This is a genomic window from Ochrobactrum sp. AN78 (assembly GCF_029909885.1).
Taxonomy (GTDB): Bacteria; Pseudomonadota; Alphaproteobacteria; order Rhizobiales; family Rhizobiaceae; genus Brucella; species Brucella quorumnocens.
In genome coordinates, this window is the sequence record NZ_JASAMU010000002.1 from 323,150 (window position 1) to 337,755 (window position 14,606).

Here is a 14,606-nt window from a genome sequence, read left to right on the forward strand (position 1 = left end):
AACCGGATCGAAGTCGCGCTCAAGCCTCTCTGGAGCGATATTAACGCTTTATTTTCCTTGTTTCTTAAACTCATCACAATTGGCGGGCATTAAAAGGAACCCCAACGAGACTTCAGCTCAGGGTAAGTAACATGCCGGCTTTGATGACGCGCTTTTTCAAGAACAGATCGGGTGCAGCGATGATCGAATGCACGCTCATCGGTGCGCTTGCCATTATTGCTGTCATCAGTGGCATGGCGCTCTTCGCCGGAAAACCCGCTTCTGCTTTCGATTACAACGCAGCCGCACAGGTTCAGTTCGTCGAACGAAACTAGAGTAGTTCTGGATTAAGTTGAATCATTGGAAATGCTCTATTTTTTTGAGCACATCTTATTCCGAAAACCGGTTCCCACTTTTCGGGATGTGCTCCAAGTTGTTTGGCCTTCATACAGAATTGAAAAGCCACCCGGTTCCCGCCGGATGGCTATTTGCTTATTAAAGTATCTAGCGCATCGTACTTTGTGGCCCCAACAGGGCGCATGGCGCTCTAAAAGTTTTCACCGCCGAGGAATGTCATGACCGTTAAGATCGTTACCGCAAAATCAGCAGACAGCCGCCCCATCTGGTTCATCGGAAAGAACAAGGTCGATCAGGCGGCTCTGACACCTGATGCTCAGTCCTGGGCCGGGGCGAATGATTTCAACGGGGAAGCCGGACGCGTTCTTGTGCTACCGGGCAAGGACGGATCAATCGCTGGCGCTCTGTTTGGTACAGGCGATGACGAACAGGGCGGTCAATCGCTGCTTCTAGCTGGTAAGCTTGCCCGCAGTCTGCCAGAGGGTGATTGGCATATTGAAGGCAATCCTGATCATGCCGAACTGACAGCACTCGCATTTCTCATGGGCGGCTATAGTTTCACGCGCTACCGCAAGGGCAATGGCAAGACGATCCGTCTGGCAGTTCCCGAAGGCGTGGATGCCGCTGAAACACAGCGTATCGCCGATGCTGTAACGCTTGCCCGTGATCTCATCAACACGCCGACCAATGACATGGGGCCTGATGCTCTGGAACAAGCGGCACGCGATCTTGCTTCCAAAAATGGTGCAACGATTAGCACAGTGGAAGGCGATGCTCTCCTGAAACATAATTTGCCCATGATCCATGCAGTAGGTCGTGCCGGCAGCATCGCACCGCGCCTGATTGATCTCAAATGGGGCAAAGACAGCGATCCAAAGATCACGCTCGTCGGCAAAGGCGTGTGTTTTGATACCGGTGGCCTCGATATCAAACCTGCAAGCGGCATGTTGCTTATGAAGAAAGATATGGGCGGTGCCGCCAATGTGCTGGGCCTTGCCTCCATCATCATGGACGCGAAGCTCCCTGTTCGATTGCGTGTCCTGATACCAGCTGTCGAGAACGCAATCGCGGGTAATGCATTCCGCCCAAGTGATGTTCTGCAAAGCCGCAAGGGATTGACGGTTGAAATCGGCAATACCGATGCCGAAGGTCGACTGGTTCTGGCAGACGCACTGGCACTGGCCGATGAAGAAGAACCTGAACTCATTATCGATATGGCAACGCTCACAGGTGCCGCGCGCGTAGCGCTCGGTCCGGATTTACCGCCTTTCTATACGCATGACGACACCCTTGCAGCAAGCATTGCAGAGAGGGCTGCTAAAACAGCAGATCCACTCTGGCGTATGCCACTCTGGCAGCCATATGCGCAGAAGCTTTCGTCGCGCGTAGCAGACATCAATAATGTCACCACCGATGGCTTTGCAGGCTCTGTGACGGCTGCATTGTTCCTGAGCCGCTTTGTCGAGAAGGCGAAAAGTTGGGCACACTTCGACATCTACGGCTGGGTGCCGGTAGAAAAACCTGCCTCTCCGATTGGTGGTGAAGCACAGGCAATCCGCGCCCTCTACCAGCTTCTCAAAGAGAAATATCCTGCCCAGAAATTGGCCCGATGACTGGCCCAACGATGGCCAAAGGAAATCGCTTGCCTGCAAAGCAAAAACAGCATTGAATGATACGGGTCCGAAACGATATTGAACGCATCGCGAAAAGCGTGAAGCGGTTTTGGGACAAGATGCGCGTATTGAAAGCGGCTTGTGATTTATGCCCGTTGAACTGAAACCTTTGCAGGCACTAACATTGCTGCGAACCTTGTCGCTGGAGCAGGTGCGGGACGAGATGCCCGATCTGACCACGCGTCAGGTGGCTATTCTTTTGACCATTTATCTGGAGCCCCCGCCGCATACCGTGCGAGGGCTCGCAGCCAAACTGAATGTCACCAAGCCGGTGATTACGCGTGCTCTCGATACGATGGGAACGCTCAATCTTGTATCCCGGCATCGTGATGAAAAAGATCGTCGAAATGTGCTAGTAAAGAGAACAGTTACTGGCGCACTTTATGTCGAAAGATTGGGCGATCTGGTGATCGCTAAGGCCAGGGAGTTACCACTGTGAGCATGCTCGACCGTCGCTTAAACGCCTATCGTCCCGATCTCGCTGATGAACGGTTGAGCGGGAAGGTTGAAGCGAGCCGTTTTACTGCTGGCACTTTGATGCAGGTCTCTGCGTCCGTCGTCGATCTTCGTTCTGAACCACGACCGGACAGCGGCCCACAAACCCAGATCATTTTCGGCGATATGGTACGCGTGTTCGAAGAGCAGGATGGCTGGAGCTGGGCGCAGGCCGAGCGCGACGGCTATACAGGCTACGTATCCTCAGCCTCGCTGGAAAAACCAGGCGCGGATGCGACGCATATGGTCATCGTGCCGCGCACTTTCATCTACCCCGGTTCTGATCTTCGTTTCCCGCATACCAAGGCTCTTTCGCTTGGCTCGCGCGTTCGCATTGTCGGTTCCGCTGAGACACGCGGCACACAATATGCACTGCTTGAGAATGGCGAAGCCCTGATTGCAGGCCACCTTGCGTCCCTTGATCAGCATGCGCCTGACTATGTAGCCGTTGCTGAGACCCTGCTGCACACGCCCTATCTATGGGGCGGAACATCGGGCTTTGGTATTGATTGCTCCGGTATCGTTCAGCTTTCCATGTGGGTTTCGGGCCGCAAAGTCTTGCGCGATTCGGATATGCAGCAGAACACCCTCGGCGAGATCATCGAACCGGATGCTGACTATTCCAATCTCAAGCGCGGTGATCTGGTGTTCTGGAAAGGTCATGTCGCGATCTGCGCATCGCCTGACATGCTGATCCATGCCAGCGGCCACACTATGACAGTGACCATGGAGCCACTGAACGATGCAATCAAGCGTATCGCCTATCTCTATGACCTGCCAACTCTGATCAGAAGGCCATAAGCGTGAGACGATGACGGGCAAAGGAACAATATGGATCGCTGGGCTGATTTTCGGCCTCGGCGCCTTTTTCCCTTCCGCCGTCTCCTTTGAAAGAATTGCTCGCATGACCATTACCGCTTCGCCAGCCAGCTTTGCCAGCGTCAATGGCATTGAGATGTATTACCGCGTCGTGGGTAAAGGACCGCCAATTCTTCTCATCCATGGCGGCTTATCAGACCAGCATGTCTGGGACGCGCAGCTGCCAATTCTTGCACGTGATCACACGGTGATTGTCGCAGATAGCCGTGGTCAAGGACGCTCAACGCGCACGACCGATCCACTCACCTATGAGCTTATGGCCGACGATTATGTAGCACTGCTGGATTATCTCACCATCGGCAAGGTCGATCTTGTCGGCTGGAGCGATGGTGGCATTATCGGCATTGATATTGCCATGCGTTATCCCGAGCGGCTTAAAAGCCTGTTTGCGCAAGCTGCCAATGTCACGCCAGAAGGCTCGACCGGCTACATGCTGGCGCGCGCTGAAGGCAAGCCGCTTCCCGAACTGCGCCACTATGAAAGCATCGACAAGGAAATCCATGCCTTATGGGCGAATGAGCCGAACTATACAGCTGAAGACCTGTCGAAGATAACGGTGCGAACCGCCATTGTAATCGGTGATCACGATACAGCGGTCACGCGAGAGCATACCGAGTTTATTGCGGATCATATTCCCGGTGCACGGCTGGTTATCCTGCCCGACTCCGGTCACGGCGTCCCGGCCGAAAATCCCCGGCTCTACGCACATACAGTGCTGAAATTCATTGCCGGCGATAGTCTTGACGGTTCGGTTACGGCCAGCAAATAGCTTCAAACACGATTAGGCAGGACACGATCCGGTGGGCGATGACCATCGACGAAAGCCCGGATATTGATAATCACCTTGTCGCCCATATCCACACGGCCTTCGATCGTGGCCGACCCCATATGCGGCAGCAAAACGACCTTGCCTTTTTCAGCAAGCGAAAGAAGCTGCGGATTGACGGCCGGTTCATGCTCGAACACATCGAGCCCCGCGCCCGCAATCTTGCCCTGTTCGATCAGCTCGACCAGCGCATTCTCATCGATAATCTGACCACGCGCCGTATTGACCAGATAGGCTGTCGGCTGCATGAGCGCTATTCTGCGGGCTGAAAGCAGGTGAAATGTTGCCGGTGTCGATGGGCAATTGACCGAAATGATGTCCATGCGAGCTAGCATCTGGTCGAGACTGTCCCAATAGGTCGCCTCCAGCTCTTCCTCGACCTGCGCGCTGACACGCTTGCGGTTGTGATAATGGATCGAGAGGCCAAAAGCCTTAGCGCGCCGTGCGACGGCAGTACCAATGCGGCCCATGCCGACGATACCGAGGCGTTTGCCCCAGATGCGGCGTCCCAGCATCCATGTCGGCGACCAGCCCGGCCATTCTCCATCGCGCTCGTTCAGTACATTCGCGCCCTCAACGAGCCTCCGAGGCACCATCAGTAGCAGCGCTAAAGTCATATCGGCAGTGTCTTCAGTCAGCACGTTGGGTGTGTTGGTGACGGTAATGCCTCGTTTTGCAGCTGCAGCCACGTCAATATTATCAACGCCATTGCCGAAATTAGCGATCAGTTTGAGATTTGGTCCCGCCTGCTCAATCGCCGCCGCATCGATCACATCAGTGATGCAGGGTACGAGAACATCAGCCTCTTTCATCGCAGCGATGATTTCAGGCTGTGACATGCGATGGTCGTCTATATTTAAACGTGCGTCGAACAATTCCCGCATTCGGGTTTCAACCGGGTCCGGCAGTTTTCGGGTAAGAACCACCAGTGGCTTCTTTTTGTTCGACATCTCCACCCCATTTTTTGAGCAAAGCTCTAAAAGTCGCTTTCAAGCATTTTCAGGCGCAAAACGCGGTTCACAATTCCTGAAAATCCTTTAACCAATATCCCGCGTTGAGACCTCCTTAACCAAGAAGGTGCAATATGGGATATTGCTTCGGCTGCACATCTCTAGCAAGGCGGCGCGGCAAAGACAAAGAAAAACAGAATCGTAAAATGGCAACAGAGCAGTCTCAGCATTCCTCACAGGCATGCAAAAGCCAAAACTCTTGTACCCGTTTTTCGATCACAAGCGGGAAACCCGTGTAGTTATTCGTTTTCAGAGTTTCAGTCGGTCCCTCCCCCTTGCCCTGAAACTGCTCGACATGACAGGACGGCGAGAGGTCAGAATTGTACCGAGTACTTTCGCAACGCTTTTTTATGGCAGTGCTTGGCAGCATCGTAATGCTGCTGGTCATTGGACCGCTTGGCGCATCGCACCAACATGCCGCAATGGCTCAAGCGACATCAGGCACGACACTGGGCGCAAGTGGCCTGCCCGTGCCACGCTTTGTGAGTCTCAAGCCTGCGCGCGTCAACTTGCGCGTGGGGCCGGGCCGTGACTATGCCGTGTCCTGGCTCTTTATGAAGTCGGGTCTGCCTGTCGAAATCATTCAGGAATACGACAACTGGCGCCGCATTCGCGATGCTGATGGCACCGAAGGCTGGGTTTATCAGTCACTTCTGTCGGGCAAGCGCACAGCAATCACCGCACCATGGCTCAAGAATAATGAAGGTTCGATGATCACCATGCATCGCGACCCAACCGAAACCTCGGGGCTTGCGGCAGAAATCGAACCCAATGTGATCGGCACAGTTCGCCAATGCAATGGCCAGTGGTGTCGAATGGACATGCAGGGCACTCGCGGCTGGATCAAGCAATCCGATCTCTGGGGCGTTTACCCCGACGAAGTTTTCGACTGATCCACGAAAGCAAACGTCGACGCTTGACGAGTAAGTGCCAGTGACGGTACTTCTCTCAAACAAATTAAGAAGGAGTTTTATGCGCAGAAGTTCATCGCTGCCGTTTTAACGGATTTGAACCCCGCCGTTGCGGTGGGATATTTGTGCATACCAAAACTCTGGAATAATCATGAAAAATATGTCGGTTACGATCCGTGCCTATGAGGCTGCGGACAAAGAAACCTTATCGTCAATCTGGTATTGCGCTTCTCTTGAAGCTCATGCATTTCTGGGATCAGACCTGCTTCGCGATCAGCAAAAGCTGATCGAAGACGTCTATCTCGAAAAGGCCGAGACTTGGGTTGCTATCATAGATAACAAGCCTGTCGGCTTTATCGGCCTACTGGACAGTTTCATCGGTGGCTTGTTCGTCAATCCAGCCGCTCAAGGCCATGGTATAGGGCGTAGGTTGATTGCCTACGCTTTGGCGATGAAGGGCGAACTTTCGCTCGAAGTTTATGTCAATAATGAAAGAGCATACCGCTTCTATAAGCAACTCGGCTTTCAGGAAATCAGCCGTCGTGCTGAAGACGATAACGGTTTTCCCTTTGCCAATATCGAGATGCAATTGAAGGATTAAAAAAAGCGGGGCGATCACTCGCCCCGCTCCGGCATTTCAGATTAACCCAACTATTACCAGGCCGGGATTACCGAGCCCTTGAAGGTTTCAGCGATAAACTGCTTCACTTCCGGGCTATGATAGGTGCTGATCAGCGTCTTTACCCATTCGGCATCCTTGTCAGCCGTACGGACGACCAGCACATTCACGTAAGGTGCTTTTTCACCTTCGCGGATAAGTGCGTCACCTGCCGGGTTCAGGCCAGCTTCCAAAGCGTAGTTGGTGTTGATGACAGCAGCGTCCACATCTTCAAGCGAGCGAGGCAACTGTGCGGCATCCAGTTCCACAAACTTCAAGTTCTTCGGATTTTCCGTTACATCAATGGACGTAACCTTCAGGCCCTTGGCAGCATCAAGCTTGATGAGTCCATTATCGGCGAGCACCAGAAGTGCACGGCCACCATTGGTCGGATCGTTTGGAATAGCAATGGTGGAACCGTCTGCCAGCTCGGAAACATTCTTCAGTTTCTTGGAATACATGCCCATCGGGAAGTTGACCGTCGGCGCTACCGTTTCAATCGGAAAGCCGCGATCTGCTACCTGATTATCGAGATAAGGCTGATGCTGGAACGAATTTGCCTCAAGCGAACCATCAGCCAAAGCCATGTTGGGAATCACATAATCAGAAAATTCCTGAATATCGATCTCGACGCCCTTGGCGGCTGCGACTTCCTTGACCTTTTCCATGATCTGCGCGTGCGGACCGGGTGTCACTCCAATGCGAATCTTCTCAGCGAAAGCACTCCCGGTTGAGAATAGCGCGAATGCGGTGGCCGCAATGATCAACTTACGCATAGATGTCTCCAGTCAAATCGTTTTCGACGCATTTATGCTTGGTTGGGAGGTCAGCGTTAAATGCGCCTGTGAAAGGTGATGGGGCGGATGAATCACTTTAGACCACGATGCGCAACAAAAAAGCGGTCCAGAAGACCGCTTTCTCAAAATCGATATCGGAACGCTTAGCGCGTTTTACGGCGCAGGCGGACGATAATATCCACATTGACGATTTCCATACCTTCAGGTGCTTCGGGCATATTGGAAACCGTTGGCTGGCCGCGCTCACCATGCGGAATATCGAAAACCACATTCTCCCCTTCGAGGAAGAAATGCTGGTGATCGGAAATATTGGTATCGAAATAGGTTTTCGACCCCTCAACCGCGATAATGCGCAGCATACCGGCTTCGGTAAACTGATGCAGCGTGTTGTAGACGGTCGCAAGCGAAACCGGTACATCGGCGAGCACCGCTTCTTCATGAAGGTCTTCAGCGGACAGGTGGCGATCGCCCTGAGCATAGATCAGGTTGGCGAGCGAAACACGCTGACGCGTCGGGCGCAAACCAGCGCCGCGAAGTCGTTCTTCCATTGAAACCATCGAGTGGTGGGCATGATAATTCTGCATATTCACCCTTGGATCCGTCACAAGCTTGTAGCAATTTCGTCAAACATTGAACGGGCTGTTGCCCATTGCCTACTGACATTGATATATGCCGTTGCGAATTAAGTATCAATAGGCATGGTAATTCCCTGCTTTTTTGGGAAAACCCTCTGCAATATTTTACTGCCGGAAACAGACTGTGTTAGGGATGTTCCGGAAACGACGACAACCCGGTCGGTCCTGACAACAGGAATGACCACATCAGAATGATCCTCAAGGGAGGCGTAATGGCAGAACAGAAATCGAGCTACGGGTATGAAGAGCTCCTCAGCTGCGCACGCGGCGAGTTGTTCGGTCCCGGCAATGCACAGCTCCCCCTGCCACCAATGCTGATGGTGCATCGCATCACCGAAATTTCCGAAACCGGCGGGGAGTTCGACAAGGGCTTTATCCGTGCCGAATACGATGTAAGCCCCGACGACTGGTATTTCCCATGCCATTTTCAGGGCAATCCAATCATGCCGGGCTGCCTTGGCCTCGATGGCATGTGGCAGCTGACAGGCTTCTTCCTCGGTTGGCTCGGTGAGCCGGGCCGCGGCATGGCGCTGTCCACCGGTGAAGTGAAGTTCAAGGGCATGGTTCGCCCTCACACCAAGCTTCTGCAATATGGCATCGATTTCAAGCGCGTCATGCGTGGCCGTCTGGTGCTGGGAACGGCTGACGGCTGGCTGAAAGCCGATGGCGAAACAATCTACAAAGCCAGCGACCTACGAGTCGGCTTGTCAAAAGATGGCGACGCCCAAAGCGCCTGATCATCTACAATTCACGGGCGCGACTGCAAAAAATATCGAGTTTTCATGCAGCCGCGCTCAAAACATGCGAAGATCGCACCTATGTAACCGGGTACAACGGTCAGCCTTCACCGGTTGATCTCACGGAACAGGTGTAAAGGAGAACGCGATGCGGCGTGTGGTCGTAACGGGTATGGGGATTGTATCCTCAATTGGAAATAACACCGAAGAGGTCACGGCCTCGCTGCGCGATGCCAAGTCCGGCATCTCACGCGCTGAGGAATATGCCGAACTCGGTTTCCGTTGCCAAGTTCACGGCACCCCCAAGATCGATGTCGAGGCTCTCGTCGACCGCCGCGCCATGCGTTTTCATGGTCGTGGCACGGCATGGAATCATATCGCCATGGATCAGGCGATTGCCGATGCGGGGCTTTCGGAAGACGAAGTCTCCAATGATCGTACCGGTATCATCATGGGTTCGGGCGGTCCTTCTACACGCACGATTGTCGATAGTGCCGACATCACCCGTGAAAAAGGTCCGAAGCGCGTTGGACCGTTTGCCGTGCCGAAAGCCATGAGCTCGACAGCATCGGCAACGCTTGCAACCTTCTTCAAGATCAAGGGCGTGAATTATTCGATTTCGTCTGCTTGTGCGACGTCGAATCATTGTATCGGCAATGCCTATGAAATGATCCAGTATGGTAAGCAGGACCGCGTTTTCGCGGGCGGCTGTGAAGACCTCGACTGGACCCTTTCAGTGCTGTTTGATGCCATGGGTGCGATGTCGTCCAAATATAACGACACGCCTGACAAAGCTTCGCGCGCTTATGACAAGAACCGCGATGGCTTCGTTATCGCCGGCGGTGCTGGCGTTCTCGTGCTGGAAGATCTGGAAACTGCGCTTGCGCGTGGTGCCAAGATTTATGGCGAGATCGTCGGTTACGGCGCAACTTCTGACGGCTACGACATGGTTGCCCCATCGGGCGAAGGTGCCGTGCGCTGCATGAAGATGGCGCTCTCGACCGTCAAAGGCAAGATCGACTATATCAATCCACATGCGACCTCGACACCCGCAGGTGATGCACCGGAAATCGATGCGATTCGCCAGATTTTCGGCTCAGGCGATGCCTGTCCGCCAATTGCGGCTACCAAATCGCTGACCGGTCACTCGCTGGGTGCCACAGGCGTGCAGGAAGCCATCTACTCGCTTTTGATGATGCAGAACAATTTCATCTGCGAAAGCGCTCATATCGAAGAACTGGATCCTGCATTCGCGGACATGCCTATCGTTCGCAAACGCATCGATAATGCTCAGCTCAATACCGTGCTCTCCAACTCGTTTGGATTTGGTGGCACCAATGCAACGCTGGTCTTCCAGCGCTATCAGAGCTGACGGAGAGGGACAATATGGAAGGTCTGATGCAAGGAAAACGCGGCCTCATTATGGGGGTCGCGAATAACCACTCGCTGGCTTGGGGAATTTCAAAGCAACTCGCGGCACAGGGCGCAGAACTCGCATTCACCTATCAGGGTGATGCACTCGGCAAGCGCGTGAAGCCGCTGGCCGAACAGGTTGGTTCGGATTTCGTCCTGCCTTGCGATGTTGAAGATATCACATCGGTCGATACCGTTTTCGCTGAAATCGAGAAGAAGTGGGGAAAGCTCGACTTCATCGTTCACGCCATCGGCTTCTCCGATAAGACCGAACTGAAGGGCCGCTATGCAGACGTCACCACGCGCGAAAATTTCAGCCGTACAATGGTGATTTCCGCCTACTCCTTCACGGAAATGGCGCAGCGCGCAGAAAAGCTCATGAAGGACGGTGGTTCGATCCTGACGCTGACCTATGGCGGTTCCACCCGCACGATCCCGAACTACAATGTCATGGGTGTTGCCAAGGCAGCCCTCGAAGCAATGGTTCGTTATCTGGCTGCCGATTACGGTCCGCAAGGGATTCGCGTAAACGCGATCTCGGCTGGTCCGGTTCGCACGCTGGCCGGTGCTGGTATTGGTGATGCACGCGCAATCTTCAGCTATCAGCGCCGCAATTCACCGCTGCGCCGCACCGTCGATATTGACGATGTCGGCAAATCGGCACTCTATTTGCTGTCTGATCTTTCGAGCGGTGTCACCGGTGAAATCCATTATGTGGATTCCGGCTACAACATCGTTTCGATGCCAACGCTGGAAGAGCTGAAAAGCTCAGACGCTGAACGCGGTGAATAAGCCAAACAATTAAAGAAAAGGCCGCCTCATCGGCGGCCTTTTTTCATTTCATTTCTTAGCATCGAATATTTTGAAGCCCTTGGCATCTTCAAGAACGGTCACATTCTTGAACAGGCTCTTGAGCGTCACCTCGTAGGGCAACTGACGGTTTGCGACCATCAATAGACGACCACCGATCTTGAGTCGCGAAGCAGCTGCAGCGATAAATGTCTGCCCAAGCGACATGTCGGTTGCACGACCTTCATGGAAGGGCGGGTTCATGATCACGGTATCATAAATACCCGCCATTTTTTCGCTCGTCGCATCAAACCAATTGAACGAGAGCGGCACGGATGCGCCAAGACATTCCAGATTACCGCGTGCGGCTTCCAGCGCCTCGTAATCAGCCTCAAAAAGATCAATACTCTTGATGCGGTCGGCATATTTGAGGCTCTGTGCCGCGAGATAGCCCCAACCTGCGCCAAGATCGGCAACGTTACCGAAAACGATCTTCTCCATATGTGGGACCAGCAGTGCCGATCCCTTATCGATCGCGCCATGCGAGAACATGCCGGGTTCGGTGCGGAATACATCATCGATCACACTTTCCGGCGGACGCAGGGCCGCAATGAAATCGTCGCTGAGATCAGCAGGCCGTTGAAGCCAGAATGAGACTGCGTGGTTCTTGGAAAGCCTGTCACTGATTTCTGCGATATTGCCGACCCATTTGCGGAAACTATCGACGCCGAGCTTTTTGTCGCCGGAGACGACGATCCAGCCGCCCGGCTCAACACGCGCCAGAAGCTCCGAAAACCACGCTTCGTTGCGTCCGCGGTGCTTTCCGAGCAGGAGCAACCCACCGGAATAACGCGTGCCTGCGGCAAGCCTTGGCTCAACCTGAAAGCCTTCCTTTTTCAGCGCCAGCCAATCAGGTCGCCAAGGTTGCAGGCAGGTCAAAGCCCGCTTCCATTCGTCCTCAAGCAGACGGTCTGCAGCGATACCGCAGCCAAGATAGGTTTGCCCTTCCTCGGGAAGGTCCAGAATCCCCTGATCGAAGGGAAGAAAGAGTGTTTTTTGTGCCGGTGTCATCATGGCTCATCCATGGTCTTGAATTGATTCACGTGCAACAAAAAAGCGCGCCTTTTAAGCGCGCTTTTATAGTTTGATAGAGACAGCGTTTCGCTTACCGCATGATCTTATCCAAAAAGTCTGTAACTTTTTGGGATCAAGCGTTATTCAGCGTCAGCTTCTGCCTTCTTTTCTGCAACAACTTCCTTGCCGGTTTCCTGATCGACAACCTTCATCGACAGGCGAACCTTGCCACGTTCGTCAAAGCCCATGAGCTTGACCCAGACTTTCTGGCCTTCCTTAACCACGTCAGTGGTCTTGGCAACGCGGTCGGAAGCGAGTTGCGAGATGTGAACCAGACCGTCACGTGGGCCGAAGAAGTTTACGAACGCGCCGAAGTCAGCGGTCTTAACAACCGTACCTTCGTAGATTTCGCCAACTTCTGGCTCAGCAACAATCGAATGAATCCACTTCTTGGCGGCTTCGATTTCCTTGCCGTTCGACGAAGCGATCTTGACCGTACCATCGTCTTCGATGTTGATCTTCGCGCCAGTCTTTTCGACGATTTCACGAATAACCTTACCGCCCGAACCGATAACATCACGGATCTTGTCGGTAGGAATGTTCATGACCTCGATGCGTGGAGCGAATTCGCCGAGTTCTTCACGCGACGTCGAAAGAGCCTTGCTCATTTCGCCGAGGATGTGAACGCGACCGCCCTTAGCCTGTTCCAGAGCGACCTTCATGATCTCTTCGGTGATACCGTCGATCTTGATGTCCATTTGAAGCGCAGTGATACCGTTTTCAGTACCAGCTACCTTGAAGTCCATATCGCCAAGGTGATCTTCATCACCCAGGATGTCGGAAAGAACCGCGAAACGCTCGCCTTCCTTGATCAGACCCATAGCAATACCAGCCACCGGGCGGGTGATTGGAACGCCTGCATCCATCAGCGCCAGCGACGTGCCGCAAACAGTTGCCATCGACGAAGAACCGTTGGATTCCGTGATCTCGGAAACGGTACGGATCGTGTAAGGGAACTGTTCAGCTGCTGGCAGCATTGGGTGGATCGCACGCCATGCAAGCTTGCCGTGGCCAACTTCACGACGACCCGGCGAACCCATACGGCCGGTTTCACCAACCGAGTATGGCGGGAAGTTGTAATGTAGCATGAAGGATTCTTTGTACGTACCGGTCAGAGAATCGATCATCTGTTCGTCTTCGCCGGTGCCGAGCGTGGCAACAACGATTGCCTGCGTTTCACCGCGGGTAAACAGCGCCGAGCCGTGGGTACGTGGCAGAAGGCCGACTTCTGAAACGATTGCACGAACAGTCGACAGATCGCGACCATCGATGCGGTTGCCTGTGTCGAGAATGTTCCAACGAACAATCTTCGCCTGCAGGTGCTTGAAAACGGTCGCAAACTTCTCAGCCGAGAATTCTGGCTCTTCAACACCCTCTGGGAAGAAGTGAGCCTTCGCTTTGGCCTTAGCAGCGTCAACAGCGACGTACCGGGCCTGCTTTTCGGTGATCTTGTATGCATCCCGCAGATCGTTTTCGACGACTGCGAGCATCTTGGCTTCCAGTTCCGACAGATCTTCCGGCTGAAAATCACGTGGTTCCTTGGCAGCAACTTCAGCGAGCTTGATGATCGCGTCGATAACTGGCTGGAAGCCCTTCTGACCGAAAACAACGGCGCCGAGCATAACTTCTTCAGAAAGCTCCTGAGCTTCCGATTCAACCATCAGAACAGCATCAGCAGTACCGGCAACAACCAGATCGAGCTTGGATTCTGGCATTTCGTCGATATTCGGGTTCAGTACGTATTCGCCGTTGATATAACCAACGCGAGCGCCGCCGATCGGACCCATGAAAGGAACGCCGGAAATGGTCAATGCAGCAGAAGCTGCAACCATCGACAGAACATCGGGATTGTTTTCAAGGTCGTGCTGAATGACGGTCAGAACAACCTGTGTGTCGTTCTTGTAGCCATCAACGAAAAGCGGACGGATCGGACGATCGATCAGGCGCGAAACGAGGGTTTCGTTTTCACTTGGACGACCTTCACGCTTGAAGAAGCCACCTGGGATTTTACCAGCTGCGTAGGTCTTTTCCTGATAGTTGACGGTCAGCGGGAAGAAATCCTGACCTGGCTTTGGTTCCTTGGCAGAAACAACAGTCGCTAGAACGACGGTTTCGCCATAAGTTGCGAGAACTGCACCGTCAGCCTGACGCGCAATCTTGCCGGTTTCCAGAATGAGCGGACGACCGCCCCATTCGATTTCAACTTTATGTGTGTTGAACATATCTAGTCCTTATGTGGAGACGCCGCGCAAAAGCGCTGGGACATCATCCGGGTTGGCGGACATGCCACGGGCAAGACAACGGGAAGTTCAG

Annotated in this window: 15 protein-coding genes; 10 read left to right on the forward strand and 5 right to left on the reverse strand. The window is 53.6% G+C overall.

What is annotated here, in order from left to right; all coding sequences use genetic code 11:
- The first annotated feature begins 131 nt into the window (after positions 1-131).
- The 5 genes from QBD00_RS05065 (at position 132) to QBD00_RS05085 (ending at position 4,152) form a co-directional block, all read left to right on the forward strand.
- The gene (locus tag QBD00_RS05065; RefSeq protein ID WP_095447812.1) at positions 132-314 is read left to right on the forward strand and encodes a Flp family type IVb pilin; all 183 of its coding nucleotides are present in this window, start codon (positions 132-134) and stop codon (positions 312-314) included.
- A 240-nt stretch (positions 315-554) separates the two neighbouring features.
- Positions 555-1,949 carry a leucyl aminopeptidase family protein gene (locus QBD00_RS05070; RefSeq protein ID WP_318578813.1) on the forward strand — a complete coding sequence of 465 codons (1,395 nt, stop codon included), beginning with the start codon at positions 555-557 and terminating at the stop codon, positions 1,947-1,949.
- 148 nt (positions 1,950-2,097) lie between these two features.
- Complete coding sequence (locus QBD00_RS05075; RefSeq protein WP_095447810.1) at positions 2,098-2,448, forward strand: MarR family transcriptional regulator; 351 nt, start codon at positions 2,098-2,100, stop codon at positions 2,446-2,448.
- Between the two features lie 2 nt (positions 2,449-2,450).
- Positions 2,451-3,305, forward strand: a complete 855-nt coding sequence (locus QBD00_RS05080; protein ID WP_318578986.1) for an NlpC/P60 family protein — start codon at positions 2,451-2,453, stop codon at positions 3,303-3,305.
- Between the two features lie 10 nt (positions 3,306-3,315).
- Positions 3,316-4,152, forward strand: coding sequence for an alpha/beta fold hydrolase (locus QBD00_RS05085; protein ID WP_264230475.1), 837 nt, complete (start codon positions 3,316-3,318; stop codon positions 4,150-4,152).
- 2 nt (positions 4,153-4,154) lie between these two features.
- Here QBD00_RS05085 and QBD00_RS05090 read toward each other — a convergent pair whose 3' ends face one another.
- On the reverse strand, positions 4,155-5,159 hold the full coding sequence (locus QBD00_RS05090; RefSeq protein ID WP_024898326.1) for a 2-hydroxyacid dehydrogenase: 1,005 nt from the start codon (positions 5,157-5,159) through the stop codon (positions 4,155-4,157).
- A 380-nt stretch (positions 5,160-5,539) separates the two neighbouring features.
- Between QBD00_RS05090 and QBD00_RS05095 the strand changes: the two genes are divergently transcribed.
- Both QBD00_RS05095 and QBD00_RS05100 read left to right on the forward strand, forming a co-directional pair.
- On the forward strand, positions 5,540-6,112 hold the full coding sequence (locus QBD00_RS05095; RefSeq protein WP_095447807.1) for an SH3 domain-containing protein: 573 nt from the start codon (positions 5,540-5,542) through the stop codon (positions 6,110-6,112).
- Between the two features lie 169 nt (positions 6,113-6,281).
- A complete protein-coding gene (locus QBD00_RS05100; protein WP_318578814.1) occupies positions 6,282-6,731 on the forward strand; it encodes a GNAT family N-acetyltransferase in 450 nt (149 codons plus the stop codon).
- A gap of 53 nt (positions 6,732-6,784) precedes the next feature.
- Here QBD00_RS05100 and QBD00_RS05105 read toward each other — a convergent pair whose 3' ends face one another.
- Both QBD00_RS05105 and irrA read right to left on the reverse strand, forming a co-directional pair.
- Positions 6,785-7,564, reverse strand: a complete 780-nt coding sequence (locus QBD00_RS05105) for a MetQ/NlpA family ABC transporter substrate-binding protein (RefSeq protein ID WP_095447805.1) — start codon at positions 7,562-7,564, stop codon at positions 6,785-6,787.
- Positions 7,565-7,728: 164 nt separating this feature from the next.
- On the reverse strand, positions 7,729-8,169 hold the full coding sequence (gene irrA, locus QBD00_RS05110) for an iron response transcriptional regulator IrrA (protein WP_095447804.1): 441 nt from the start codon (positions 8,167-8,169) through the stop codon (positions 7,729-7,731).
- Between the two features lie 263 nt (positions 8,170-8,432).
- Here irrA and fabA point away from each other — a divergent pair, with 263 nt between their 5' ends.
- The 3 genes from fabA to fabI all read left to right on the forward strand — a co-directional run bounded on the left by fabA (position 8,433) and on the right by fabI (position 11,162).
- A complete protein-coding gene (fabA, locus tag QBD00_RS05115; protein WP_151094821.1) occupies positions 8,433-8,957 on the forward strand; it encodes a 3-hydroxyacyl-[acyl-carrier-protein] dehydratase FabA in 525 nt (174 codons plus the stop codon).
- 148 nt (positions 8,958-9,105) lie between these two features.
- The gene (gene fabB, locus QBD00_RS05120) at positions 9,106-10,329 is read left to right on the forward strand and encodes a beta-ketoacyl-ACP synthase I (protein WP_095447802.1); all 1,224 of its coding nucleotides are present in this window, start codon (positions 9,106-9,108) and stop codon (positions 10,327-10,329) included.
- A gap of 14 nt (positions 10,330-10,343) precedes the next feature.
- Entirely contained in the window at positions 10,344-11,162 is an 819-nt protein-coding gene (gene fabI, locus QBD00_RS05125; RefSeq protein WP_095447801.1) for an enoyl-ACP reductase FabI, read from the forward strand.
- A gap of 48 nt (positions 11,163-11,210) precedes the next feature.
- Here the strand turns inward: fabI and QBD00_RS05130 are convergent, their stop codons facing one another.
- Together QBD00_RS05130 and pnp are read right to left on the reverse strand one after the other, a co-directional pair.
- Positions 11,211-12,233 (reverse strand): class I SAM-dependent methyltransferase, encoded by a 1,023-nt coding sequence (locus tag QBD00_RS05130; RefSeq protein WP_318578815.1) that lies wholly within the window; start codon positions 12,231-12,233, stop codon positions 11,211-11,213.
- Positions 12,234-12,373: 140 nt separating this feature from the next.
- The gene (pnp, locus tag QBD00_RS05135; protein ID WP_318578816.1) at positions 12,374-14,515 is read right to left on the reverse strand and encodes a polyribonucleotide nucleotidyltransferase; all 2,142 of its coding nucleotides are present in this window, start codon (positions 14,513-14,515) and stop codon (positions 12,374-12,376) included.
- Positions 14,516-14,606 lie beyond the last annotated feature (91 nt).

Coding starts and splice junctions, on each gene's coding strand:
- QBD00_RS05065 (WP_095447812.1), top strand. CDS start 132: ATGCCGGCTTTGATGACGCGCTTTTTCAAGAACAGATCGGGTGCAGCG.
- QBD00_RS05070 (WP_318578813.1), top strand. CDS start 555: ATGACCGTTAAGATCGTTACCGCAAAATCAGCAGACAGCCGCCCCATC.
- QBD00_RS05075 (WP_095447810.1), top strand. CDS start 2,098: ATGCCCGTTGAACTGAAACCTTTGCAGGCACTAACATTGCTGCGAACC.
- QBD00_RS05080 (WP_318578986.1), top strand. CDS start 2,451: ATGCTCGACCGTCGCTTAAACGCCTATCGTCCCGATCTCGCTGATGAA.
- QBD00_RS05085 (WP_264230475.1), top strand. CDS start 3,316: ATGACGGGCAAAGGAACAATATGGATCGCTGGGCTGATTTTCGGCCTC.
- QBD00_RS05090 (WP_024898326.1), bottom strand. CDS start 5,159: ATGTCGAACAAAAAGAAGCCACTGGTGGTTCTTACCCGAAAACTGCCG.
- QBD00_RS05100 (WP_318578814.1), top strand. CDS start 6,282: ATGAAAAATATGTCGGTTACGATCCGTGCCTATGAGGCTGCGGACAAA.
- QBD00_RS05105 (WP_095447805.1), bottom strand. CDS start 7,564: ATGCGTAAGTTGATCATTGCGGCCACCGCATTCGCGCTATTCTCAACC.
- irrA (WP_095447804.1), bottom strand. CDS start 8,169: ATGCAGAATTATCATGCCCACCACTCGATGGTTTCAATGGAAGAACGA.
- fabA (WP_151094821.1), top strand. CDS start 8,433: ATGGCAGAACAGAAATCGAGCTACGGGTATGAAGAGCTCCTCAGCTGC.
- fabB (WP_095447802.1), top strand. CDS start 9,106: ATGCGGCGTGTGGTCGTAACGGGTATGGGGATTGTATCCTCAATTGGA.
- fabI (WP_095447801.1), top strand. CDS start 10,344: ATGGAAGGTCTGATGCAAGGAAAACGCGGCCTCATTATGGGGGTCGCG.
- QBD00_RS05130 (WP_318578815.1), bottom strand. CDS start 12,233: ATGATGACACCGGCACAAAAAACACTCTTTCTTCCCTTCGATCAGGGG.
- pnp (WP_318578816.1), bottom strand. CDS start 14,515: ATGTTCAACACACATAAAGTTGAAATCGAATGGGGCGGTCGTCCGCTC.